Source organism: Pseudidiomarina tainanensis (assembly GCF_004214835.1).
Taxonomy (GTDB): domain Bacteria; phylum Pseudomonadota; class Gammaproteobacteria; order Enterobacterales; family Alteromonadaceae; genus Pseudidiomarina; species Pseudidiomarina tainanensis.
The window spans coordinates 776,480-801,355 of sequence record NZ_PIQJ01000001.1 but is presented as its reverse complement, the minus strand read 5'-3'; the positions used below and the strand labels follow the sequence as shown (position 1 = coordinate 801,355).

General features: G+C 47.6%; 18 protein-coding genes and 5 tRNA genes. 8 read left to right on the top strand and 15 right to left on the bottom strand.

What is annotated here, in order from left to right; all coding sequences use genetic code 11:
- Positions 1–41: 41 nt before the first annotated feature.
- Positions 42–2,636 (top strand): EAL domain-containing protein, encoded by a 2,595-nt coding sequence (locus CWI82_RS03830; RefSeq protein ID WP_130202726.1) that lies wholly within the window; start codon positions 42–44, stop codon positions 2,634–2,636.
- Here CWI82_RS03830 and CWI82_RS03825 read toward each other — a convergent pair.
- Genes CWI82_RS03825 through fadI form a run of 3 tightly spaced genes read right to left on the bottom strand, consistent with a single transcriptional unit; the run spans position 2,611 to position 6,288 of the window.
- The gene (locus tag CWI82_RS03825; RefSeq protein ID WP_130202725.1) at positions 2,611–2,808 is read right to left on the bottom strand and encodes a hypothetical protein; all 198 of its coding nucleotides are present in this window, start codon (positions 2,806–2,808) and stop codon (positions 2,611–2,613) included. The two genes, CWI82_RS03830 and CWI82_RS03825, sit on opposite strands and share 26 nt — an antisense overlap.
- A gap of 46 nt (positions 2,809–2,854) precedes the next feature.
- Positions 2,855–4,978, bottom strand: a complete 2,124-nt coding sequence (gene fadJ, locus CWI82_RS03820; RefSeq protein ID WP_130202724.1) for a fatty acid oxidation complex subunit alpha FadJ — start codon at positions 4,976–4,978, stop codon at positions 2,855–2,857.
- Positions 4,978–6,288, bottom strand: coding sequence for an acetyl-CoA C-acyltransferase FadI (gene fadI / locus CWI82_RS03815; protein ID WP_092855785.1), 1,311 nt, complete (start codon positions 6,286–6,288; stop codon positions 4,978–4,980). The genes fadJ and fadI overlap by 1 nt, the downstream gene beginning before the upstream one ends.
- A gap of 172 nt (positions 6,289–6,460) precedes the next feature.
- On the opposite strand from fadI, the gene CWI82_RS03810 reads away from it, so the two are divergent.
- The 6 genes from CWI82_RS03810 to CWI82_RS03785 are packed head-to-tail and all read left to right on the top strand — an operon-like array spanning position 6,461 to position 13,366.
- Positions 6,461–7,417: an AAA family ATPase gene (locus CWI82_RS03810; RefSeq protein ID WP_092855787.1), complete on the top strand. Its 957-nt coding sequence runs from the start codon at positions 6,461–6,463 to the stop codon at positions 7,415–7,417.
- Entirely contained in the window at positions 7,418–8,398 is a 981-nt protein-coding gene (locus tag CWI82_RS03805; protein ID WP_092855790.1) for a DUF58 domain-containing protein, read from the top strand.
- Complete coding sequence (locus CWI82_RS03800) at positions 8,395–8,889, top strand: DUF4381 domain-containing protein (RefSeq protein WP_165383873.1); 495 nt, start codon at positions 8,395–8,397, stop codon at positions 8,887–8,889. Before CWI82_RS03805 ends, CWI82_RS03800 begins: the two co-directional genes overlap by 4 nt.
- Complete coding sequence (locus tag CWI82_RS03795) at positions 8,882–9,868, top strand: vWA domain-containing protein (protein ID WP_092855798.1); 987 nt, start codon at positions 8,882–8,884, stop codon at positions 9,866–9,868. The genes CWI82_RS03800 and CWI82_RS03795 overlap by 8 nt, the downstream gene beginning before the upstream one ends.
- Entirely contained in the window at positions 9,861–11,660 is a 1,800-nt protein-coding gene (locus tag CWI82_RS03790; protein ID WP_130202722.1) for a VWA domain-containing protein, read from the top strand. Before CWI82_RS03795 ends, CWI82_RS03790 begins: the two co-directional genes overlap by 8 nt.
- On the top strand, positions 11,654–13,366 hold the full coding sequence (locus tag CWI82_RS03785) for a BatD family protein (RefSeq protein WP_130202721.1): 1,713 nt from the start codon (positions 11,654–11,656) through the stop codon (positions 13,364–13,366). Before CWI82_RS03790 ends, CWI82_RS03785 begins: the two co-directional genes overlap by 7 nt.
- Positions 13,367–13,440: 74 nt before the next feature.
- Here the strand turns inward: CWI82_RS03785 and ppiD are convergent, their stop codons facing one another.
- From ppiD to CWI82_RS03725, 12 genes are all read right to left on the bottom strand, one after another.
- Positions 13,441–15,327: a peptidylprolyl isomerase gene (ppiD, locus tag CWI82_RS03780; protein ID WP_130202720.1), complete on the bottom strand. Its 1,887-nt coding sequence runs from the start codon at positions 15,325–15,327 to the stop codon at positions 13,441–13,443.
- A 105-nt stretch (positions 15,328–15,432) separates the two neighbouring features.
- Positions 15,433–15,509: transfer RNA gene (locus tag CWI82_RS03775), tRNA-Asp, on the bottom strand.
- Positions 15,510–15,516: 7 nt separating this feature from the next.
- Positions 15,517–15,789 carry a nucleoid-associated protein HU-beta gene (hupB, locus tag CWI82_RS03770; protein WP_055438316.1) on the bottom strand — a complete coding sequence of 91 codons (273 nt, stop codon included), beginning with the start codon at positions 15,787–15,789 and terminating at the stop codon, positions 15,517–15,519.
- A gap of 312 nt (positions 15,790–16,101) precedes the next feature.
- Positions 16,102–18,450, bottom strand: a complete 2,349-nt coding sequence (lon, locus tag CWI82_RS03765) for an endopeptidase La (protein ID WP_130202719.1) — start codon at positions 18,448–18,450, stop codon at positions 16,102–16,104.
- Between the two features lie 144 nt (positions 18,451–18,594).
- Positions 18,595–19,881 (bottom strand): ATP-dependent protease ATP-binding subunit ClpX, encoded by a 1,287-nt coding sequence (gene clpX, locus CWI82_RS03760; RefSeq protein ID WP_092855809.1) that lies wholly within the window; start codon positions 19,879–19,881, stop codon positions 18,595–18,597.
- A gap of 1 nt (position 19,882) precedes the next feature.
- Positions 19,883–20,500 carry an ATP-dependent Clp endopeptidase proteolytic subunit ClpP gene (gene clpP, locus CWI82_RS03755; RefSeq protein WP_092855810.1) on the bottom strand — a complete coding sequence of 206 codons (618 nt, stop codon included), beginning with the start codon at positions 20,498–20,500 and terminating at the stop codon, positions 19,883–19,885.
- Between the two features lie 107 nt (positions 20,501–20,607).
- Entirely contained in the window at positions 20,608–21,906 is a 1,299-nt protein-coding gene (gene tig, locus CWI82_RS03750; RefSeq protein WP_130202718.1) for a trigger factor, read from the bottom strand.
- Between the two features lie 164 nt (positions 21,907–22,070).
- A complete protein-coding gene (locus tag CWI82_RS03745) occupies positions 22,071–23,213 on the bottom strand; it encodes a GGDEF domain-containing protein (RefSeq protein WP_165383872.1) in 1,143 nt (380 codons plus the stop codon).
- A 138-nt stretch (positions 23,214–23,351) separates the two neighbouring features.
- Positions 23,352–23,428 (bottom strand) — tRNA-Pro (locus CWI82_RS03740).
- A gap of 39 nt (positions 23,429–23,467) precedes the next feature.
- Positions 23,468–23,543, bottom strand: a tRNA-His gene (locus CWI82_RS03735).
- A 28-nt stretch (positions 23,544–23,571) separates the two neighbouring features.
- Positions 23,572–23,648, bottom strand: a tRNA-Arg gene (locus CWI82_RS03730).
- 19 nt (positions 23,649–23,667) lie between these two features.
- Positions 23,668–23,744, bottom strand: a tRNA-Pro gene (locus CWI82_RS03725).
- Positions 23,745–24,009: 265 nt separating this feature from the next.
- Here CWI82_RS03725 and folD point away from each other — a divergent pair.
- A complete protein-coding gene (gene folD, locus CWI82_RS03720) occupies positions 24,010–24,873 on the top strand; it encodes a bifunctional methylenetetrahydrofolate dehydrogenase/methenyltetrahydrofolate cyclohydrolase FolD (RefSeq protein ID WP_130202716.1) in 864 nt (287 codons plus the stop codon).
- Positions 24,874–24,876 lie beyond the last annotated feature (3 nt).

Sequence of the window (24,876 nt, the reverse complement as noted above, 5' to 3'; positions counted from 1 at the left end):
TAGAAGAGCTGTACAAAAAACAGTCACTTTTGGGGAAAAGCGTGCAACGCCTGCAACAGCTTTATTACAGTTTAGGTCTCAGAACACTGACAATTGTTATTGTCTCGGTGTTTTCGTTGTCTTTCCCGTTACACGCCCAAGATTGGCAGGTCGAGCTGATTAACCTGCGGCTCGCCAATCAACCGGTTAGTGCGCAACAACTCGATCAGCGTAACCGCCCACAGCTATACAACACTGAAACACTTTACGTTCCCGATATCCAAGACCCATTCAGCATCGAATTTGGTGCACCCTATGCCCCAAATGCGCGATTACTCTATTATCGGTACCAACTTGAAGGCTTTGATAGAGATTGGGTCTATACAGACAACGAATATCGACGCGCGACCTATACCAATTTAAGTTACGGGCAATATACCTTTAAAGTTGAAGCATCCTACGACGGTGTGGTTTGGAGCGGTCGCCGTCAGATTTTACTTGATGTGGCAGCACCAAGCTGGCTATCACCATGGGCAATAAGTGCATATGCACTTATTTTGCTAGGCATTCTAGCAGCCGTATTTTTTGTTGTGCGCGCGCGCCATCTTGCCATTAAACAACTCAGAAGTAGCGAAGAGCGTTTAAAGTTGAGTCTTTGGGGAAGCGGCGATCAACTATGGGATTGGCATGTTCCCGAAGGAACCATTCATCGACATAACAGTTGGCGCAACCTAAATGAGTTTCCAATAGATCATATCCGCTCTGGTAAGCGCGGTAGCCCAAGCAACATTCATCCGCTTGATCTGCCCAAACTACAACAACAATTGCGAAAGCATTTAGACGGCGCCACCAATTATTTTGAAATGACCTACCGCGTGAAAGCTGACAACGGATGGATTTCGGTACTTGACCGGGGCAAAGTTGTCGAACGCGATGACAAGCAACAGCCGTTGCGCATGACCGGAACCTTGAAAGACATTACCCCACTTGTTGCTGCCGAAGAACGGTTGAAGATGTTAGCGACTTCTATTACCAATATTTCCGATGGTGTTTGTATTTACAATGCCAGCTTTAAAATTATCGAAACCAATGCATCAGTGGCGAAAATAACCGGCTATTCGCGCGATGATATGCTCGGACGACCGTTGCAGTTGCAGCTCTATAGTCCTGAGTATATTGAACAAATTAAGCGCTTATTAAAACAACATGGTAGCTGGCACGGTGAAGTGGAAGATCTGCGAAAAGACGGTAGCTTGTACCAAATGGAACTAACACTTGATGCGATTCGCGATGATAGCGACCGAATTTCACATTACGTGGCTACATTTGCTGATATCACTGAGCGGAAATCGACAGAACGCGAATTACGTCGCCTATCAAATACCGATACACTCACCGGTCTGCCTAACCGTTCTTATTTCCAAGTGAGCCATGCCAATTTAGTGCGTAAGCGCATTCAACACGCTCTACTCCTTTTTGACTTGGATGATTTTAAGAAAATTAATGATTCGCTCGGGCATGATGTTGGTGACCAACTATTGCTCCAAGTTGCTGAACGTGTTGCTGAAGTAGGACGACCACAAGATACCTTTTTCCGTCTCGGTGGTGATGAGTTCGTGTTAATGCTTGAAGATACCAGCGATCTCAGTGTAATCACCGATGTCGCGACAAAGATACTTAAACAGGTTGGCGAAGCCTTTCATGTCAATCAACAAGATATCGTAATTGGGAGTTCCATTGGTATTGTGGTTTATCCCAACGATGGCACCTCGTCACAAGAGCTTCTGCAAAACGCTGATACGGCCATGTATCATGCCAAAAACCGTGGCGGTCACAATTATCAGTTCTTTAATGAATCGATGAATAAAAACGCAGTGCGACGTTTGCAGGTTGAAAACCAATTACGCCAAGCGCTTCGCAACAACCATATTCAGGTGATGTACCAGCCTAAAGTTTCCCTGCGCAATTATGAATTTGTTGGCTTGGAAGCATTGGTTCGACTGAATATTCCAGGTATTGGTTTAGTCAGCCCAAATGAATTTATTCCACTTGCTGAAGAAACCGGCCTGATTATTGAAATGGGCGAGCAAGTATTACGCCAAACTTGTCGTGATATGCGTGAATGGGTCAAGCAAGGCACCGTTCAGGGGCGTGTTGCCGTGAACTTATCGGCGAAGCAGTTTGTGCAGCCCGATTTAACCAAGCGCATTATAAGCATCCTCAAAGAAGAACAGCTGGCACCTGAACACCTTGAGCTCGAAATAACTGAGGGCGTGGTCATGGAAGATCCTGAGCGTGCAATTGCGATTATGACCGAACTACACAATTGCGGTATTCATTTAGCTTTGGATGATTTCGGTACAGGGTATTCATCGCTTGCCTACCTCAAGCGTTTCCCGATTCAAACCTTGAAAATAGATAAAGCGTTTGTGGATGATATTAACGGTGCTGAGCGCGACCGTAATATGGTTGCGTCAATTGTCGCAATGGCGCACAACATGGGCCTAGACGTCGTCGCCGAAGGGGTGGTTAATACAGCTCAAGCGGCAACACTAAGCCGCTTAAGCTGCGAATTTGCGCAAGGTTACTTGTTCGCGGAACCGCTAACCAGCGATGCGTTTTTGGCACATATCAGCGTACCAGCATCGATACATTAGCCCGACCTTGGGCTTTTAACATCGTCATCCGTTTATGGGTAAAAAACATCGGCATGACGAATGGCCCCAATAACAGCCCCAACACGCCCCAACGTTTTGCACCCATTGCATGGGTTAAAGCTTGAATATATAACGTCAGCGCAGACAACAAACAACACAGCGCAATAAACATCTTAACTCCAATTTTTACAACTGATACAACTTAAAGCATCGAGCGCTTAATAAAAGCGCTCGTTATTTTCTGCCATTTTCAGCAACAATGGTGCTGGCGTATAACGCTCACCATGTTGCTTTTGATAGCTCTGTAATCGACGTACGATTTCAGCAACGCCTATGGCATCCATATAACGGAATGGACCACCACGGAACGGTGGGAAGCCAATTCCGAAAATCGCACCGATATCACCATCTCGCGCACTACGAATAATGCCTTCATCAAGACAGTATGCCGCTTCGTTTAGCATCAACAACACAGTGCGTTGAGCAATTTCTTCGCCGCCTAACTTCGCTGACGGGCTGATGCCAAGCAAGGTATACACAGACTCATCAACGGCCTTTCCTGGTTTCTTACCTGAATAGGCATAAAAGCCTTTTTTGTTCTTTTTGCCTTTGCGTTCGTCATCCAATAACTTACCAAACGCATCCGGCGCGCGGAATCGATCGCCCAACTCATCAGCCATAATTGGCGCCACCTTCGCAGCCACATCAATACCGACTTCGTCCATCAACTTCATGGGGCCAACTGGGAAGCCAAATTTAACGAGTGCGCTATCAACAACCTCAATTGGCTCGCCTTCAAGAACCAAACGTGCCGATTCATTCATATAAGGCGCAAGAATACGATTGACATAGAAACCCGCACCATCTTTCACGACAATAGGTGTTTTGCCCTGCTTCTTCGCTAGTGCCACCGTCGTTGCAATGGTTTCATCCGAAGTCCCCGCATGGGTGATAATTTCAGCCAATGGCATTTTATCAACCGGTGAGAAATAATGTAATCCGATCACATTTTCCGGACGCTGCGCTTGCGCGGCAATTTTGGTAATCGGTAAGCTCGAAGTATTTGTTGCGAAAATCGTGTTTTCGCTCGCTACAGCCTCAATATCGGCAACCATTTGCTGCTTCAAGTTGAGATCTTCAAACACCGCTTCAATCACTACATCAACTCGGTCAAAACCACTGTAATCAAGGCTTCCACTCAAACGTAACATCGTCGCTTCAAGCTCAGCGCGCGGCATATGCTTACGTTTAACCTTCTTGTTCAGTAAGTCGTAGCTATATTTCAGTGCGTGCACAATACCTTGCTCTGAAATGTCTTTGATGCGTGCAGGTAACCCAGCTTTCGCAGCGGATACGTAGGCAATTCCGCCACCCATCAAGCCACCACCAAGTACACCAACGCGCTCAACCTGACGAGGTTTCGTATCGCCAGCTCCGGTTTCTTTCTTCATTGCTGTGGTCGCAAAAAAGATATTGCGTAGTTGCTTCGACTCAGGTGTCATCGCTAATTCACCGAACGAACGAGCTTCATACTCAAGTCCTGCCTGAAAACCTTTATCAGAACCATACGCAATCGTATCGATAATTTTATCCAATGCCGGATAATTACCCTTGGCCTTCGCTTGGGCTTGCTCGCGTGCTTTCGAGAAAATAATGCCACGACCAACACCGGTTCCTTCAAGCAATTTATTTAACAGTGAATGACGTACGCGCTTCACTTTTGCTTTGCTTGATAATGCCAACTTCACCGCCGCATCTAATAGAATACTTGGTGGCACCACATCATCGACAATACCCAGCTTTTTCGCTTGCTTTGCGCGCAATTGCTTACCCGTTAAAATAAGAGGTAATGCTTTTTGAATACCGATTAAACGCGGCAGACGCTGCGTTCCGCCTGAGCCAGGTAACAAACCGAGTTGAACCTCTGGCAAACCAATAATGGTTTTATTGCTATCCGTTGCTACGCGGTAATGACAAGCGAGCGCCAACTCCAAACCGCCGCCCAAACAGGCGCCATCAATGGCAGCTACCACTGGTACTTGCAAGGCTTCAATACGGTCGAACATCGCCTGCCCTTGGCGTGCAAGGCTCTCGGTATCAGCTGCGTTCTCACAAGCGTCAATCATGCTAATATCAGCGCCCGCGACGAATGAACCTGGTTTATCACTGATGACCACAACGCCCTTCAGGTCGCGCTGTTGCTCCAATTGATTAAGCACTCCGGCAACTTCTTCGGCAAACGATGCTTTTAAAGTGTTCATCGATTCGCCCGGTACATCAATGTGGATGACCGCTACCTGATCATCGCGTAACTCTAGCGTAAAGGCTTGTTGTTCGCTCATTATTCAGTCTCCACAATCATTGCTGCACCTAATCCACCAGCGGCACAGGCCGTGGTTAAACCGACTCCGCCGCCGCGACGTTTCAATTCATTCAGGGTTTGCGTAATTAACCGCGCTCCCGTTGCTGCAAATGGGTGGCCATAAGCTAACGAGCCTCCCATCACGTTGAATTTATCCATATCGATTTCGCCGATTGCTTCACTCCGGCCCAGTTTCTCTTCAGCAAATTTCTTGCTGGCAAACATTTTCATATTGGCCAGAGTTTGCGCGGCGAAAGCTTCATGCATTTCAATGAGGGTTAAATCACTTAACTTCATACCCGCACGATCCAGTGCGATCGGTGTGGCATAAGACGGCCCCATGAGCATGTCTTCCCACACATCAATAGCACTGAATGCATAACTACGAATGTAACCTAAAACCTCATAGCCAAGTGCTTTGGCTTTGCTTTCAGTCATCAATAAAACCGCACTGGCGCCATCGGTTAACGCGGTACTATTGGCAGCTGTCACCGTACCGTGTTTACGATCAAACACTGGACGCAGCTTCGCATAACCATCCAACTTAGAGTCACTGCGTACTGTATTGTCGCGTTTTAAGAAATCTTTGTATGGTTCTGCATAGGCCGTCATCACTTCGCTATCAAGCTTGCCGGCTTCCCATGCTTCATGCGCTAGGCTATGTGAGCGGTGTGCCAAGGCATCTTGATCGGCACGACTAATATTGTGTGTCTTTGCCATTTGTTCAGCTGTATCGCCCATCGTCAAACCTGTGCTGTATTCGGCAATGGCTGGCGGTACCGGCATTAAATCTTTAAACCGCAAACGCTTTAATATATTTAAGCGTTGGCCTAGAGTTTTTGCTTTATTCAAATCAACCAGTGCATGTGCCAGTGCTCGTGACACACCAATTGGCAAAACTGAAGACGAATCAGCGCCGCCAGCAATACCCACAGAGATATTTCCAACCAACATACTTTCTAGTACGTTGACCGTAGTTTGAAAACTCGTCGCACAAGCACGTGATACACTGTACGCGTCAGTAGACACCGGCAAACTTGTGCCCAAAACGATTTCACGAGCAATGTTCGGAGCCTTCGGCATCTGCACAACTTGCCCATACACTAACTGCTCTACTTCATTTGGGTCCAAGCTGTAACGATTAAGTAGCTCTTGCACCACCATTTTGCCCATGTCCAATGCAGGAACGCCATGGAAATAGGTCGCCTGCTTCGCAAACGGGGTACGCAAGCCGGCGACAATCGCAATGCGGTCGCCTGAAGCAGTGGTCAGATTCTGACGTGCGGCCATAGATTTGTCCTCTGTTGTTTTGTTATGGTCATTCCTTAATCTGGTCTGACCTCATAGATGGTTACAAATTTTAACGGGTCTTTGGCGAGAATTAAACCGTTGTTTTCGGTAAAGTGCGAACATAGAGTATAGCGATAGTATAGAAGTAATATACACAAAGCAGAGGAATCTGATGGCAGCTGAACAGTTTCAAGCATTACGCAACTACCTCGACAGTCAAGTTTTGGGGCAACCTGATTTCACCGAAAGCTTACTCGTTGCCTTACTAGCCGATGGTCACTTGTTAGTTGAGGGGCCTCCTGGACTAGCCAAAACACGAGCCGTTAACGCGCTAGCTAAAGGTGTCGAAGGCAGCTTCCACCGCGTACAATTTACCCCAGACCTATTACCCGCAGATTTAACCGGTACCGATATTTATCGCCCAGAAACTGGGGAGTTCGTGTTTCAGCAAGGGCCGTTGTTTCATAACATTATTTTGGCTGACGAAATTAACCGAGCCCCAGCGAAAGTTCAGTCTGCGTTACTAGAAGCTATGGCTGAACGCCAAATTACAGTTGGACAAAAAACCTATCCGTTGCCGGCGCTGTTTATGGTGCTTGCCACTCAGAACCCGCTCGAGCAAGAAGGCACTTATCCGCTACCTGAAGCACAGCTCGACCGTTTTCTGATGCATCTTAATTTGGATTACCCGAACGCCGATACCGAGCGCGATATTTTGCGTCTAACCCGTGGCGAAGAGTTGCAAGGTCAGGCCGACATGCCGCAACCGTTAAAGCAACAAGATATTTTCAACGCCCGCAAAGAAGTACTGGGTATCTACATGGACGAAGCGGTTGAAAACTACCTCGTTCAACTCGTCATCGCGACTCGTGAACCTAGTTTTTATAGTAGCGACTTAGCACGCTGGTTAAATTACGGCGCCAGCCCTCGTGCAACGATTGCACTTGACCGCTGTGCGCGCGCACGCGCTTGGTTGCAACAGCGCGATTTTGTCACGCCAGATGATATTCATGCGGTTTATGCCAAGGTTTTGCGTCACCGGATTATTCTGAGTTATCAAGCAGAAGCTGATGGTATCGACGCCGACCAAGTGTTAGCGCAAATCATTCAATTAGTTCCAGCACCTTAAATGAGCGCACGTCGTACCCCATTAACACCAGAATTCATCACGCAATGGCTGAACACATGGCGTAGCGACGGTGTTCATGTGAGCAGTCACGAACTGATGTACTACCGTAGCAAAGTCAACGCATTTCAACGGTTTCGCCGGTTGCACCCGCCGCCGGGGCCGTCCGGCGCGTTGCTCAGCAAGTTTAAAGGCCGCGGCATGGAGTTTGATGAATTTCGTCATTATCAAGCTGGTGATGATATTCGCGCAATTGACTGGCGCGTTACAGCGCGCACGGGTACGCCGCATACCAAGCTATTTCGTGAAGAACGTGAACGACCAGTATTTGTGGTCGTCGATTTAAGTGACAGCATGCAGTTTGGAAGCCAGTTGCTATTTAAATCAGTACAAGCTTGCCATCTAGCTGCCTCGTTAGCTTGGTTAGCGGTAGCTCGCGGTGATCGCATTGGCGCGGTGATTACGAGCCAATATGGGCATGTCGAGATAAAGCCGCAAGCGCGGCATCATGGCGTTATGCAAGTGATTCATCATCTTGTTGAACAGCAACAACTCGCGCTGTCCGGTTGGCAGCAACAGCACCGTCATCAGAATGTTTTTGCACAAGCACTGGAGCGACTGCAGCAGATTGCACGCCCAGGCAGTATCATTTATTTAATTAGCGACTGGATGAGCGACGACCCTGCGTTATGGCGACATTGTCTTGCCCTACAACGGCATTGTCAGTTGGTACCGTTTACCATCTCCGATCCACTCGAGCTAGCGTTACCCAAAGTTAATGTGAACAGTCCGTTAGCCATGACGGATGGTGAACAACAGGTTGTCTTCGATACGAATAATAAGCACCAACGTCATGCTTATGCACATTCACAGCAACAACGACTCCATGCGACCCTCAAGCAGTGGCAGCAACTGGGATGTTCGTTGCGTTTGTTCTCCACAGCCGACGCGCTCGAAAATCAATGGCCGGGAGAATTATTATGATGTTGCTCGATCAGCCCATTGAAATAAATGACATTGTCGCAGCACCAGCAGCAACCTGGTGGCCGCTGGCAATCGGCTGGTACATTGTCGCCATAGTCGTTTTTGTGACCATAGTTGGTACTATTGTTTGGAGTGTTCGCGCCTATCGCAAACGTCGTCCGCGGCGACTCGCCCTGCGCCAGCTTCGCCAACACCCTCCGCAAACATTGAGCGACGTCACCTTATTGCTCAAGCAAGCGACATTAGCGTACCTGCCGCACGAACGCACATTATCGTGGTGGGAGTTTCTAAGCGCCCAACTTAGTGCTCGCCAACAACGTCGATATCAACCACTGCTTAGCGCATTATGCGAAGTCAGTTACCAACCCATTGCCGAGCAGCAACCATGGTTGGAGCCTTATCGGGAGTTCGCGGAGGTATGGTTAAAACGAGCGTTACCGCTTTTGAATAAGCAGCAACAGACGCAGCCCAAGGAGCAAGGCGATGATTGATTTCGCATGGCTTTGGGTTGGCTTAATTTGGCCTATTCCTCTTATTTATCGTTGGTTCAGGCGGGCTTTTACGCAACAATCGCAACCGTTGACGGTAACCCACTTGCCAGCCGTCGCTTCAACAGCGATACAACCGACCAGCCGCACATGGTTAAATCTGATAGGGCTATTAGTATGGACGCTTGTTGTTGTTGCCTTCATGCGACCACAGTGGCTGGGAGAACCCATTCCAGCGCAAAATGACGCCCGTGAAATGATGATTGCGGTTGATTTGTCGGGCAGCATGGAAATCGCTGATATGACGATCAATGGCGAGCAAGTCGACCGCTTGACCATGCTCAAATATGTCATGCATGACTTTATCGAACGGCGTGTAGGTGATCGTCTCGGCTTAATCTTGTTTGCCGACACGGCCTACGTGCAAGCGCCAATGACCTTTGACCGCGCAACGGTACAAAAGATGTTGGATGAAACCGTATTGCGCCTAATCGGTGAACGCACCGCCATTGGCGATGCTATTGCTCTTACCGCTAAGCGCTTTGCCGACCGGCCGCAAACCAATAAAATATTAATTCTAGTTACCGACGGTCAAAATACTGCTGGTAATGTGTCACCTGCGCAAGCACTTGAGCTGGCGAAATATTATGGTGTTAAAATTTATACCATCGGGGTTGGTGCAGAAGAAATTATTGTTGATGGCTTTTTTGGGCAACGACGCGTTAACCCAAGCCGCGACCTCGACGAAAACATGTTACGTCAATTAGCCGATGAAACCGGTGGCGAGTACTTTCGCGCACGCAGTACAGAAGAGCTTGAAAATATTTATACCGAACTTGATGCCTATGAGCCGGTGCAAGGTGATAATCAACTGCGGCGACCACAAACCGCCTTATACCACTGGCCGCTGGGGTTAGCTTGGTTCATACTGGCGCTGATGTTACTCCACACAATTCGCGGTTCTTGGAGGCAACATGGCTGATTTCCATTTTTTGAGACCGTGGTGGTTACTCACACTCGTTCCCGTACTCATTGTTACATGGTGGGCGTGGCGGCATGCGCGTCAGCAACAAGGCTGGGCGCAAATAATACCTGCCCACTTGCGCACTATCTTATTACCGCAACAAGGGCAACAAAGCACCCACTTCTCATTGATGCTATTGGCGGGAGCGTTAAGCATTGGCGCTGTTGCGTTGGCAGGCCCCACCTGGCAAAAGCTACCTCAGCCTGTATACCACCTGAAAGCTGGCTCAGTGGTGGTGTTAGACATGTCACTGTCGGTTTACAGCACCGACTTAGCCCCCAACCGCTTAAGTCAAATGCGTTTCAAAGCAACCGACTTAGTTACACAGCATATTGATGGTGATATCGGCCTAGTCGCCTATGCCGGTGATGCCTTTACGATCAGTCCGTTGACCGCCGACGGTGGTAACTTAACTAACCTAATTCGTGCCCTAAGCCCCGATATCATGCCAACGCCGGGGAGTTATCCAGTACGCGCACTGGAACTTGCCGATCAATTGTTACGCGAAGCCGGTTACCCAACCGGTGATATTTACTGGTTAACCGATGGCATCGACAGCCGTGATCAAACCGACATCAGCGATTTTATTAACCGCACGGCGCATCGCCTCAATATTTTGGCGGTAGGTACTGAAGCTGGCGCACCAATTGAACTGCCTGATGGCCGTTTGTTGCGTGATAGCAGTGACAATGTGGTGATTCCTAAGCTAGCGGTCAATGGCCTACCAGCCCTAGCAGAGCGCAGCAACGGGCGCTTCATTCAAATTCGCGCAGATCAACAAGATATCATTTATCTTACGTCGCAGGCCCCGATTGCTCGTGAAGGTGACGAGAGCAATATGCAAGCGGGCGATCAATGGGCTGACCAAGGTCCTTGGTTGATTCCTCTTATTTTATTGTTACTGTTGCCACTGGCTCGTCGCGGTCGCTTACTCAGCTTAGCCCCGTTTATGCTCCTTGTGTTGGTGACATCGCCGCTGCAGGCTGCTCAGCAAGAGCCTCTGGCATGGCATGAAAAATTGTGGCAAACGCCTTATCAGCAAGCTGATCAGGCATTGAAAAATGGTAATTACGAGCGCGCCGCCACCATCACCGATGATGCGTGGCAACGTGGCACGGCCAATTATCGCGCCGGCAACTATGATCAAGCATTAGTCGATTTTTCTCAATTAGATAGTGCTGAAGGATTCTATAACCAAGGCAATAGCCTCATGCAAATGGAGCGTTATGATGAGGCAAAGAATGCCTACGCCGCAGCGCTTGAGCGTCGTCCTGATTGGCCTGCCGCACAACAAAATCTCGATTTAGCTGAGCAGTTAGCTGAACAGCAACAACAGCAACAGCAAAATCAACAAAGCCAAAACCAGCAAGGTCAGCAAAACCAATCTCAGCAGCAAGGCCAATCACAACAATCAGGTGAGCAACAGAACGCTGAGCAAGAGGGCGAGCAGGAGCAGTCCGACACCGAACAGGATCAGCAAAGCCAGCAGCAGTCGGAACAAGACGCTGAAAAATCCTCTGAGCAAGAACAAGCTGAGGCACAACAAAATCAGGCTCAACCAGAGGGGGAGCAAAAGCCCTTACAAGGCCAGTTGGGTGACTCCTCTGAAGAAGAATTACAACAGCAAATGCAGCAATGGCTGAATCGCATTGAGGATGATCCCGCTGTATTATTACGTAATAAAATGCAGTTCGAGGCACAGCAACGCCGCCGCCAAGGCCCGCCTCCAGGAGTTCAGAAATCGTGGTAAATTACGTCTTAAAGTTTGCTCTATTAACAATGGCTATTATTTTTAGTGCAGCCGGTGTTGCGCAAGAAGCCGAGGTGATTGCAAGCGTTGATAAGAATCCCATCATTCAAAGCGAGCCTTTTACCCTCACGGTCACCATTAATGATGACGTCAGTGAATCGGTATGGGACGCAGAACAGCAATTAAAAGATTTTCGCATTTTGAATGTTCGCTCGTCGCGCCGAACAAGCGTGATTAATGGTGTCACCACGCGCACCACCTCTTTCATAGTTAATTTACAAGCCCCAGCCACTCCTGGAATTGTCCGAATCCCGCCAATTCAAATTGGTGCCGCAAAGAGTAATGCCATAGAGCTCACTATTCTTGATGCGGCAACATCAGTCGACGAGTTAGAGCAGCGACCAGCATTTATTCGAACATCGTTAGAGTCAAAACGTGTATATGTGCAGCAGCAATTCAAACTGGTGTCGCGTTTATACTTGAGTGCGAACCTACACAGCGGCAACCTCATTGCACCAAACCTCGCTGAAGCGGAAGTTGTTCAGTTCGGCAAAGACGAAGAGTCGTACGAAATTATTAATGGCAAACGCTACCAAGTCTTTCAACGTACCTATCTAATCACGCCACAACGCTCGGGCGATTTGACGCTTGAAGGACCTGTTTTCGAAGGTCAAATTACCCGCGATACCAATCGTTCGGTTTTTTCTGCAATAGCAACTACACAACCGGTGAGCGCGGTTGCCGTGCCGACGTCCATTACCGTGTTGCCTCGTCCCGCTGACTGGCAGGGCCATTGGCTTCCCTCTGAGCTAGTGAGTGTGAGTGTCGAACGAGCGAATCCAGAACAACCCGTAGAAGTCGGTCAACCGATTACCCTAACCTATCGGGTCACGGCAATTGGGGTGAATACCGAGCAATTACCGGCCTTGTCATTTGAGAATATCGAGAACGCTTCGGTATATCCTGAATCACCAGAGTTTGCGAGTACCACACGCAACGGCCGTGTCATCGCACAGCGGGCCCAAACGGTCGCGGTGATTCCGCGTCAAGCCGGTGCATTTGAAATTCCTGCGGTTCAGGTTGAATGGTTTAATACGCGTCTCGGTCAAGCTCAAATCGCAGCATCAGAGCCAATTACCTTAGAGATAAGCCCCAGTTCACAGCCTGCCACGCCGAATCCAGCTACGGCTGAACCAAAGGCAACTGAACCAGCTCAAGCCTCAAGCGCCGAACAACCAGAACCAGCAGCGAGCGCAGCGGAACCAGCTCTTTATTATTATTTAGCAATCATCTTCGCTTTGTTGTGGCTGCTGACGCTCATTATTTGGGCTTGGTGGTGGCTACGTCGCCCATCAGCGACTAAAAAGGCTGTAGGTCATAGCGAGCAAGATGGTAGTAGCGCTTCATGGCGCCATGTGCAAAAGGTCGCGCTAACAAATGATGCGACAGCGACAGACTTGGCACTTCGCCAATGGGCTCGAGAAACTTATCAGTTGCCGATGCAAGATCTGTTTGAGTTGGCACATTATTTTAGCCACCAACCGCTAACCAGTCAGATTGAGCATTTACAGCGTTGTCGGTTCTCAAGTAGTGGCGCAAGCTGGCTGGAAGGTAAAGCTTTAATAAGAGCTCTTAAGGCGGCACAAAAACATCGGAAAGTTGATAGACAGAAAATACCACAGCTATCGCCTCTCTACCCGAACTAGGTATTAAGCAGAGAACATGAGATGTAAAAAAACCCGGACTTAGTCCGGGTTTTTTCTGCTGGTGTCATTACACCTTATTCAGTCGCGTTACCACGCGCGTCAAGACGAATTTCAATGTCCGCCTCGTTGCGTAACGCTTCAATAAACGCGCCATAATTCTGCTGAGTAAAACTATTCGTCAATTGCTCAGCCATCTGGGCCTGCATGGTTTCATCCACTTCGCCAGCTGTTACCGACGTGAGTTGAACCACAGCAATTGCGCCGCTACTTAACTCTGTTACGGCAACTTGCACTGAATCGGCTGCTGGGACAGCTTGTTCAAACAAGCTACGAATCACTGCGCGCGGAACCTCAGTATTACGACGGTCAACAGCGTCTAATGCAGTTAATTCGGTAGTCACTGATTCGCCGTTACGTAGTTGCGCCGCCAACGCTTCGGCATCTTCACGTGCTGCCGCTTGCGCTTTCTCAGTACGAACGTTATCAAGCACTTGAGCACGAACTTCATCGAGTGATTTAACCGATGCCGGCTGATAATCTACCACACGTACCACGACGGCTTGCTTATCATTCACTTCAATCAGATCGCTATTTAACCCTTCATCAATAAAATCACGGTTAAATACTTGCTCGAGCACCGCCGGATGATTTAAGGCCGATGGCGCTGTGTTGCGGTTAAACCAATCACTTTGACGAACACTTACTGCGGTTTCTTCAGCGACCGGCTGCAACGTATCTGGGATATCAAACGCCAACGCTGATACTTTCTGTTGGAGCTCGTAATACGCTTGCTTCACTTGGTCTTGACGCATTTCAGCCACAATCTCATCGCGAACTTCTTCAAATGATGTTGAAGAGCCTTCCTCGATATCCGTTAGCTTGATGATGTGATAACCAAATGAAGTGCTAACAACACCGCTAATTTCACCGACTTCTGTTAGCGCAAATGCCGCTTCATCGAACGCTGGATCCATTGTACCTGGCTCAATAAAGTCCAAGTCACCACCAGTTTCAGCGGTAAAGATATCGTCTGAATATTCAGCCGCAAGCTCCGCAAAATCAGCACCTTCTGTGAGTTTTGTTAACACTTCTTGGGCTTCTTGCTCGGCCGCTTCACCTTCACCTTCAATTAAAATATGAGCAAAGCGATAACGATCATCGGTCTGATAACGCGACTGATTGTTGTCATACCATTCGCGAACCACTGACTCATCAATTTCAACTGACTCGGCGACGACATCTGCGTCAAGTTGAACAAACTCAACTTTTACCTGCTCCGCAACATTAAAGCGTTGTTGATTCTCTTGGTACCACTGTTCAAGCTCAGCATCTGTCACTTCAACTGCGTCAATATACTGATCAAGTTCAAACGTTGCATAAGCACCGCTGCGTTTTTGATTCACGAGGCGCTGCACTGCTGCGGCTTCGCTTGGTAACGCAAACTCTGATTCAACCATCGCTTGCAATAACTGTGTACGCGCTAAATCGCGACGCATCAATTCGGCAAAGCCGTCTGGCGTGTAACCAAGGCCGCTTAAGGTCATTTGATACGATGTGTTATCGAATTGACCAGCAACTTGGAATGCACTAATTTCACGAATCGCCGCTTTTACCTGCTCATCAGATACGCGTAAACCCGCATCACGCGAGTAGAGCTCAACAAGTTTTTGATTAATTAAATCATCTAATACTTGTTGACGTAATTGCTGATTGAAGCCTGGGTCAGCTGCCAATGTCGCGTAAAAATCGCCAAACTGTTCTTGCTGACGCGCGCGTTCATTCTCAACTGCTCGATCAAATTCAACCCGAGTAATTTCCTCACCGTTAACCACGGCTACTGATGGCTCTGGCTGATTAGTGATATAACCACCAATTCCAGCTAACGCAAAAGTAAGGGCAATCAATACTAGAATCGCTTTCACTATAAAGCTTTGCGACCCTTCACGAATCCTGTCCAACATATCTCACTAAACCTCAATTATTCCCGTTGTTGGGCGGGTATTATATCTGCTATTGCAGAAAAAAAATAACCCGAAGACAAGCTTCGGGTTATTTTCAGCATTTGCTGGCGGAACGGACGGGATTCGAACCCGCGACCCCCGGCGTGACAGGCCGGTATTCTAACCAGCTGAACTACCGCTCCGCTTTTATTAGTTTACTGAATCTTTCAGTGCTTTACCGGCTTTGAAAGAAGGTACTTTAGCAGCTGCGATTTGGATAGTTTGGCCAGTTTGTGGGTTACGACCAGTGCGAGCTGAACGCTCACGAACACTGAAAGTACCAAAACCAACTAATGCTACTTGATCACCTTTCTTCAAAGCGTCAGTTACTGCTTCAATGAAAGAATCTAGAGCACGTCCAGCCGCAGCTTTAGAAATTTCTGCTCCGTCTGCAATTTTATCAACTAACTGAGACTTATTCACAGTATCATCCCCTTAGATTGTTATTATCAGATTTGCATGGTTCCATTGCGTTCTGTTTTTCAATGGGCCAGCGAAGGTTATAACAAGCTTAAACTAACTGTTCAAGCGATAGCGACAGATTAGCAGACATCTTCCTTATTAATCTATCACTCAAGTGGCATGCCAGAGACATCGTTTGTTTGTGTCTGACCAATCACTTTGACTCTAGGCTACCACAAGATTTCGGATTGAGAACCCTTTTTAGCAATTTTTTTAACGAAAGAATGCGGGCTACAGGCAGGTTATGGGCTTGCAGACCGCATTTTTACGTTTTTAGGCCGATTTTTCACCGGTTTTCGGCGCAGATTCAAGCGCAACTGCCAGCACTTCATCTATCCATTGAACCGGCTGAATCTTCAAATCACCCTTCACAGCATCGCTAATTTCTTTCAAATCGCGTTCATTATCCTTCGGAATCAACACATGCTTGATACCCCCCCGGTGTGCAGCCAGTAGTTTTTCTTTCAAACCACCAATGGCAAGTACTTCGCCACGAAGGGTAATTTCACCGGTCATTGCAACATCAGCACGCACCGGAATATTGGTTAATGAACTCACCAACGCGGTGACCATCGCAATACCGGCACTTGGACCATCCTTCGGCGTAGCGCCCTCTGGCACGTGCACGTGAATATCACGTTTCTCGTGGAAGTCTTCAGGGATCCCAAGCTTATTCGCCCGACTCCGCACAACGGTAAGTGCCGTTTGAATGGATTCCTGCATCACATCGCCGAGTGAACCAGTTGAAGTGATTTTCCCTTTACCGGCAACGTTGGTCGCTTCAATCGTCAATAAGTCGCCACCGACTTCGGTCCAAGCAAGACCTGTTACCTGACCAACTTGGTTCGTTTCTTCCGCTTTACCATAGTCAAAGCGTTGTACTCCCAAGAAGTCAGAAAGGTTGTCGCCCGTGATTTCGACGTGCTTAATACGTTTATCCAGCACAATCTTTTTCACCGCTTTACGACATAGACGTGAGATTTCACGTTCTAAATTACGCACACCGGCTTCGCGGGTGTAGTACCGAATAATGCCAATGATTGCATCATCGGTTACCTTGATCTCTTTGTTCTTCAGGCCATTACGATCAATTTGCTTCGGCAACAAGTGACGTTTCGCAATATTCAGCTTCTCTTCTTCGGTATAACCCGACAAACGAATCACTTCCATTCGGTCAAGCAACGGTCCCGGTATGTTCATGCTATTTGAGGTTGCCACGAACATTACATCTGAAAGATCGTAATCCACTTCAAGATAATGATCGTTAAAGTTGACGTTTTGCTCCGGATCCAAAACTTCCAATAAAGCCGATGCTGGGTCGCCGCGCATGTCTGAGGCCATCTTATCGATTTCATCTAACAAGAATAGCGGGTTACGCACGCCAACTTTCGCCATTTTCTGAATCAACTTACCTGGCATTGAACCAATATAAGTACGACGATGACCACGAATTTCGGCTTCATCACGCACACCACCCAACGCCATACGGATATATTTACGACCAGTCGCCTTCGCAATCGATTGTCCCAACGAGGTTTTACCAACACCCGGAGGACCTACCAAGCATAAGATAGCTCCACGAACCTTACTGGTACGCTGCTGCACCGCTAGATATTCAAGAATGCGCTCTTTCACTTTCTCTAAGCCATAGTGGTCTGCATCGAGAATTTTCTCTGCATTGGCTAAATCTTTTTTAATGCGCGAACGCTTCTTCCACGGTACTGAGACCATCCAGTCAATGTAACCGCGCACAACCGTCGCTTCCGCCGACATTGGCGACATCATTTTTAACTTCTGAAGTTCAGCCTGCGTTTTCTTTTCAGCCTCTTCCGGCATGCTGGCGTCTTCAATTTTTTTCTGTAGCGCTTCAAACTCATCTGGGCCGTCTTCCATTTCGCCCAATTCTTTTTGAATCGCTTTCATTTGCTCATTCAAATAATACTCGCGCTGACTCTTCTCCATCTGCTTCTTCACACGCGAACGAATGCGCTTCTCTACTTGGAGCAGATCAATTTCGCCTTCCATCAGCGCCATTAGAAACTCGAGTCGCTCACGCACGTCGGTAATTTCTAATACTTTTTGCTTATCGTTGAGCTTCAATGGCATATGCGCAGCCATGGTATCGGCTAGGCGGTCAGCTTCTTCTATACCCGACAAGCTCGTTAATACCTCAGGCGGTATTTTTTTATTCAGCTTCACATAGCCTTCAAATTGATTGATGGCTGAGCGAATCATAACTTCCTCTTCTTTCTCGTCCATCACCTCAGAATCAAGATAATGAACTTGCGCTCGAAAGAATTCCGACTCGGTTTCAAACTGATCAATCTCAGCGCGCTGGCTGCCTTCCACCAACACTTTCACGGTGCCATCCGGTAACTTCAACAACTGCAAGATGGTTGCGACTGTACCAATGGTATGAATATCAGCTTGCTCAGGCTCGTCCACTGACGCGTCCTTTTGTGCTGATAAAAATATTTGCTTATTTTGCTCCATCGCTGCTTCTAAACAACGAATAGACTTTTCACGCCCGACAAATAAAGGGATAACCATGTGCGGATACACGACGACATCGCGTAATGGCAACACGGGAATGCTTAAGCGTTCAATCCGTTCTTCACTCATAAACTTCTCCAGGTAACCGGTTCGTGACTGTTGTCACTCTATCTTACCTCTTAATATGTGGCGCTCCAGCGAAAGTTCAATGTTTTGCACAAAAAAAGGGCCTAAAAGGCCCTTTTTGCACAATTTTCATGCTAAACAAGCAACTTATTCACCTGAAGCGTGCTTTTCATCCTGTTGATTCGCATAAATTAATATCGGCGATGACTCACCTTTGATGACCGATTCATCAATGACGACCTTACTGACATTTTCCAATGTTGGTAAATCGTACATGGTGTCAAGTAACACGGCTTCAACGATTGAGCGCAATCCACGTGCTCCCGTTTTGCGCGACATTGCTTTGCGTGCAATGGCTCGCAATGCATCTTCACGGAACTCAAGTTCAACGTCTTCCATTTTGAACAATGCGCCGTACTGTTTGGTTAATGCATTTTTCGGTTCGCGCAAGATTTGAACTAAGGCATTTTCGTCAAGCTCAGTCAGTGTGGCCAATACAGGTAAACGACCAATGAACTCAGGAATCAAACCATATTTGACCAAGTCTTCTGGTTCAACTTGCGTTAACGTGACGCCCTCAGCTTTGGGTTGCTTGCTTTTCACTTCAGCACCAAAACCGATACCGCTACCCACGCTAATGCGCTGCTCGATAACTTTATCCAGCCCAGCAAATGCGCCGCCTGCAATAAACAGAATCTTTGACGTATCAACTTGCAGGAACTCTTGTTGTGGGTGCTTACGACCACCTTGTGGCGGCACCGCGGCAACAGTTCCCTCAATCAGTTTCAGCAACGCTTGTTGAACGCCCTCGCCAGAAACATCACGCGTGATCGATGGGTTATCTGACTTGCGTGAAATCTTGTCAATTTCGTCAATATAGACAATGCCACGTTGCGCCTTTTCAACATCGTAATCGCATTTTTGCAGTAGCTTTTGAATAATATTTTCAACGTCTTCACCAACATAACCAGCTTCGGTTAAGGTGGTCGCATCAGCCATGGTGAACGGCACGTCTAAGAAGCGCGCCATGGTTTCAGCAAGGTACGTTTTACCACTACCGGTTGGGCCAATTAACAAGATATTGCTCTTGCCAAGTTCGACCATTTCTTCATCTTTGCCCTTAGCTTCATTATTTGCCAAGCGCTTGTAGTGGTTATACACCGCTACCGCCAACACTTTCTTCGCCATTTCTTGCCCAATGACGTACTCATCAAGGTGTGAGCGAATTTCGTGTGGAGTTGGTAATTTCTTTTGCTCTTCTTGCGGCGCTATATTCTGAATTTCTTCTTCCAGAATATCGTTACACAAATCGACACATTCATCACAAATAAATACCGATGGCCCCGCAATTAACTTGCGAACCTCGTGCTGACTTTTTCCGCAGAAGGTACAAAACAACGGCTTTTCGCCATTACCTTCAGTTTTATCGGTCATTCTATTCTCCGCCTCGTTGCGTCAATACTTTGTCAACCAAACCATAATTTACGGCTTCTTCCGCAGACATAAAGTAATCGCGGTCAGTATCTTTAGCGACTTGCTCAAGATCTTTTCCAGTATTTTCCGCCAACATCCGATTCAATTTGTCTTTGATATCTAAAATCTGACGTGCATGAATTTCAAAATCAGAGGCCTGCCCTTGGAAGCCACCTAACGGTTGGTGAATCATCACACGTGAATTTGGTAAACAGAAGCGTTTACCTTTCGCACCACCAGCTAACAAGAATGCCCCCATGCTGGCCGCTTGGCCCATACATACGGTGCTTACATCCGGCTTGATAAAACGCATGGTATCATAAATCGCCATACCTGCTGTTACCGCGCCGCCCGGTGAGTTAATGTATAAATAGATATCTTTGTCTGGATTATCTGATTCTAAGAATAATAGCTGAGCCACAATCAAATTGGCCATGTGGTCTTCCACCTGACCACAACAGAAAATTACGCGCTCTTTAAGTAAGCGCGAGTAGATATCGTACGAGCGCTCTCCTTTTGCTGTCTGTTCCACTACCATGGGCACCAATTGTGCCATTGGGTCTAGCGCCATATCCGACATAATTTACGACTCCTGAAATAAAAATGGCCCGTATAAGGTTATACGAGCCATTAAACCAAGTTGTAGTCGATGCCGTCAACGTTGTTGTGACGGTATTCGCAACTGTTTTACTTTTTCGGGTTCATCAACTCGTCAAAGCTAGTTTTCTTCGCTTTAACTTTTGCTTGCGCAAGAATGAACTCAATCGCTTGTTCTTCTAATGCAACATTGCGAATCTGTTGCATCATTTCTTCGTTACCTTTGTAGTAAGCGATAACTTCAGCTGGATCTTCGTACGCAGAAGCGTTGTTCTCGATGATCTCGTCGACTTTCTTCTCGTCAACTTTCAACTCGTTACCACGAATGACTTCGCCCAGTAACAAACCAACTTTCACACGCTCTTTTGCTTGTTCTTCAAACAAATCAGCTGGCAGTTGTGGCAATTGTGCCTGGTTACCACCGAAACGCTGCATTGCTTGACGACGCAACACATCAATTTCTTGGTCTACCATCGCTTTTGGCAAGTCGACGTCGTTTTGCTCAACTAAGCCTTTCAACACTTGCTCTTTCACTTTGCTTTGTACCGCATTTTTCAGCTCACGTTCCATATTCTTGCGAACTTCAGCTTTCAATGCGTCAACGCCGCCGTCTTTGATACCGAATAAAGAAACGAATTCGTCCGTTAATTCTGGCAAGTCACGCTCTTCAACTTTCTTCGCCACAATCACAAACTGCGCTTCTTTACCTTTCAGGTTTTCAGCGTGGTAATCTTCCGGGAAGGTTACCGTAATAGTTTTTTCTTCGCCGGCTTTCATACCAATAATTTGGTCTTCAAAACCAGGAATCATACGGCCTTCGCCAAGCTCAAGTGCGAAATCAGTCGCTTTACCACCTTCGAATTCTTCACCGTCTACTGAACCAGTGAAATCGATAGTGATACGCTCACCTTTTTTCGACTTACGCTTAATTTCTTTCCAGCTTGCATGTTGCTTGCGTAGCGTTTCCAACATGTTGTCGACATCTTTATCAGTCACTTCAACATCTGGCTTTTCAACAGCTAACTTGTCTAAAGTCGCAACTTTAACTTCTGGATACACTTCGAAAGTAGCTACGAATTCAAGGTCTTTGCCTTCTTCGTTTACTTTTGGCTCAATTGCAGGCATACCCACTGGGTTGATTTTTTCCTGCATCATCGCTTCGAAGTATTTGCTTTGCATAAGGTTTGACGCCGCACGAGCACGTGCTTCTTTGCCATATAACTTCTGCAAAACATTTGGTGGAACTTTGCCTTTACGGAAACCGTTGATACGACGGTTACGGTACTCGTCTTTTAACAGACGCTTGACTTCGTTTTCGATAACGTCAGCTGGCACGGTGATCGTGGCGCGACGCTCTAATCCTTGGGTTGTCTTTACAGAAACCTGCATTGCTTTGTTACCTCGGCTTCACTATTGGCCTGAGCCCACTACCAACGGGGCCCTTCAAAATGACGCCGCATTATAGCGAAGCCATGGGCCTACGTCGAGTAGCAACGGACATTTTTGCGGCGATTACTCAATACCAACGCGAATACGGCGCTCCTGACAGCGCCTTAGCTGGTTGCGAGATTGCCTTGGGCCTTGGGGTTTACTTCAATACGATTACGACCGCATTGTTTGGCGAAATACACCGCGACATCAACTTCGCGCATTAAATCATCGGTGCTGGTTTGTGGCTTCGGTATGGCGGAATGAACGCCGATACTCACTGTGACACTGCTACCTAGTTGCTGCTCGAGTAAGCGTACACGAGCGAGTACTTTTTTGGCTTGCGTGGTTAATTCGTCAAGTTCTGATTGCGGACAAACAACCATAAATTCATCGCCACCAAACCGCGCCACATACTCACCGGTGCGTTTGAAATGACGTTGTAAAATTTGGCCAACAGCCTTGAGCACTTCGTCGCCATGCAAGTGACCGTGTTCATCGTTCAGGCGTTTAAAGAAATCGACGTCCACCATCAACAAGGTCAATGGATGTTGCGCCCGAATCGCCCGACGTAATTCATGCTCAAGACATTCATCTAAGCCACGTCGATTCACTAAACCGGTCAGACTATCTTGCCGAGCTAACTGGGCTAATTTTGCGTTGGCTTCCAACAGCTGCGCTTCGGTGGCACGCAATTGTTCTTCGGTTTTATGGCGCGCAATGGTATTGGCAATCATATCTGCAACTAAGCGCATATGACGGATATCGCGCTCTAACCATTGCGTCTGTCGATTCACCAAATCACAACCAACAAAACCAACCAGCTTACCTTCCATGTACATGCCAACGGCCATCATTGAGCGGATATTTTCACGCAACAGCTCATCACGAAAACCACCGGCTTCTTCCGGCAATAATTTGGCGTCATCGACTAGGATTTGACCATCGTGACACATGCGCTCAAAAAAATACGGCATAGTTTCCGCAGGAATGTTTTGCAGTTCAGGTTTGTGTGCTTGAATACCGTCGTTGGTCCACTCATAGGTATTCGACATACTCAAATGATCGGGTGAAAACTCAAACACATAGCAACGATCTTTACTTCCCCCGCGACCTAAAAGTGCGAGTGCGTGCTCGATATGCGTCTGACTTTGATCGGGAGTGGAATTTATCAATTGCATGCTGATGACCGAGATCATCAACCCAAAACCTTCCTCTGTAGAAGATGCAGGTGCAGTCGTGGATTGCTTGGACGGATTCTCTAGCATGTATAAAGCTCTTATAGTTGTTATAGCTTGTAGCATTTTTTATACAGATGCTGAAATTATACGCAAATCTCGGTAAAAATCTATGCACTGTAAAGAACTATGCGACAAAACGCAGCGCTAATGATATCGAGAAGAGAATGGTCGGCGAGACTGGATTCGAACCAGCGACCCCTTGTACCCAAAACAAGTGCGCTACCAAGCTGCGCTACTCGCCGACTTCAGAATTTTGAAATGTTGCTGATAAAGCAGAGAAATGGGGTGGCTGATGGGACTTGAACCCACGACAACCGGAATCACAATCCGGGGCTCTACCAACTGAGCTACAGCCACCACTTCATAAATTGTGCCAGGGCTTTAATGGCGCACCCGGCAGGATTCGAACCTGCGACCGACGGCTTAGAAGGCCGTTGCTCTATCCAGCTGAGCTACGGGCGCAATTCGCACTTTTAAGAAATGGTCGGCGAGACTGGATTCGAACCAGCGACCCCTTGTACCCAAAACAAGTGCGCTACCAAGCTGCGCTACTCGCCGACATACTTCTTATAAGTCTTTAAAATCCCGTGCAGGACGCGGCCTGACAACGGGGGCGAATATTACCTGTTGGGCCGTAACGCGTCAAACATTTTTTTGCCCAAAATGTCTGACTGCTGAAAATACCAACAGGCTGACTGAAATTTATTCATTTTGTATTTCAGTCCCCCCTGAATAGACGCTACAACCTTAGCAAAAAACATGCGAAAATAGCAGCCCATGAACTCGACATATCAGCATTCAACCGAATAAGGTGCTCAAAGCAATGACTGCGCAACGTATTGATGGTAAACAAGTAGCTCAACAAGTTCGTGATGAAGTAAAACAAGGAGTTGCCAAACGCCTTGCCGCCGGAGCTCGTGCACCCGGGCTTGCCGTTGTCATGGTCGGCGAAGACCCAGCCTCAGCTGTATACGTTGGCAGTAAGCGTAACGCCTGTAAAGAAGTTGGTATTGTCTCTAAAGCTTTCGATTTACCAGCAAGCACAAGCCAAGCTGAACTAGAAGCACTCATTGACCAGTTGAATGAAGATGCCGAAGTCGATGGCATTTTGGTGCAATTGCCGTTACCTCAAGGCTTGGACGCTCAAGCGATTCTCGAGCGCATTAATCCATTTAAAGACGTTGACGGTTTCCACCCGTTCAACATGGGCCGCTTAGCGCAGCGGAATCCCGCATTACGCCCATGTACGCCGCGCGGTGTCATCACCCTACTCGATTCCATTGGCTTAGACTTACACGGTAAAAACGCCGTGGTCGTTGGTGCTTCCAATATCGTCGGTCGTCCCATGAGTTTGGAATTATTGCTTGCCGGTGCCACTACAACCGTTTGTCACCGCTTCACCAATGACCTTAAAGAACACGTGCAAGGCGCTGATGTGCTTGTGGTTGCTGTTGGTAAGCCCAACTTTATTCCTGGCGAGTGGGTAAAACCTGGCGCCGTTGTGATTGATGTCGGTATTAACCGTTTGCCTTCTGGAAAACTCGTTGGTGATATTGAATTTGATGCTGCAGAGCAACGCGCATCGTACATAACGCCAGTACCAGGCGGTGTTGGCCCAATGACCGTAGCCACACTCATGCAGAATACCTTGCAGGCGTGTGATACTTGGCACGCGCCTTTAAAGTAAGCT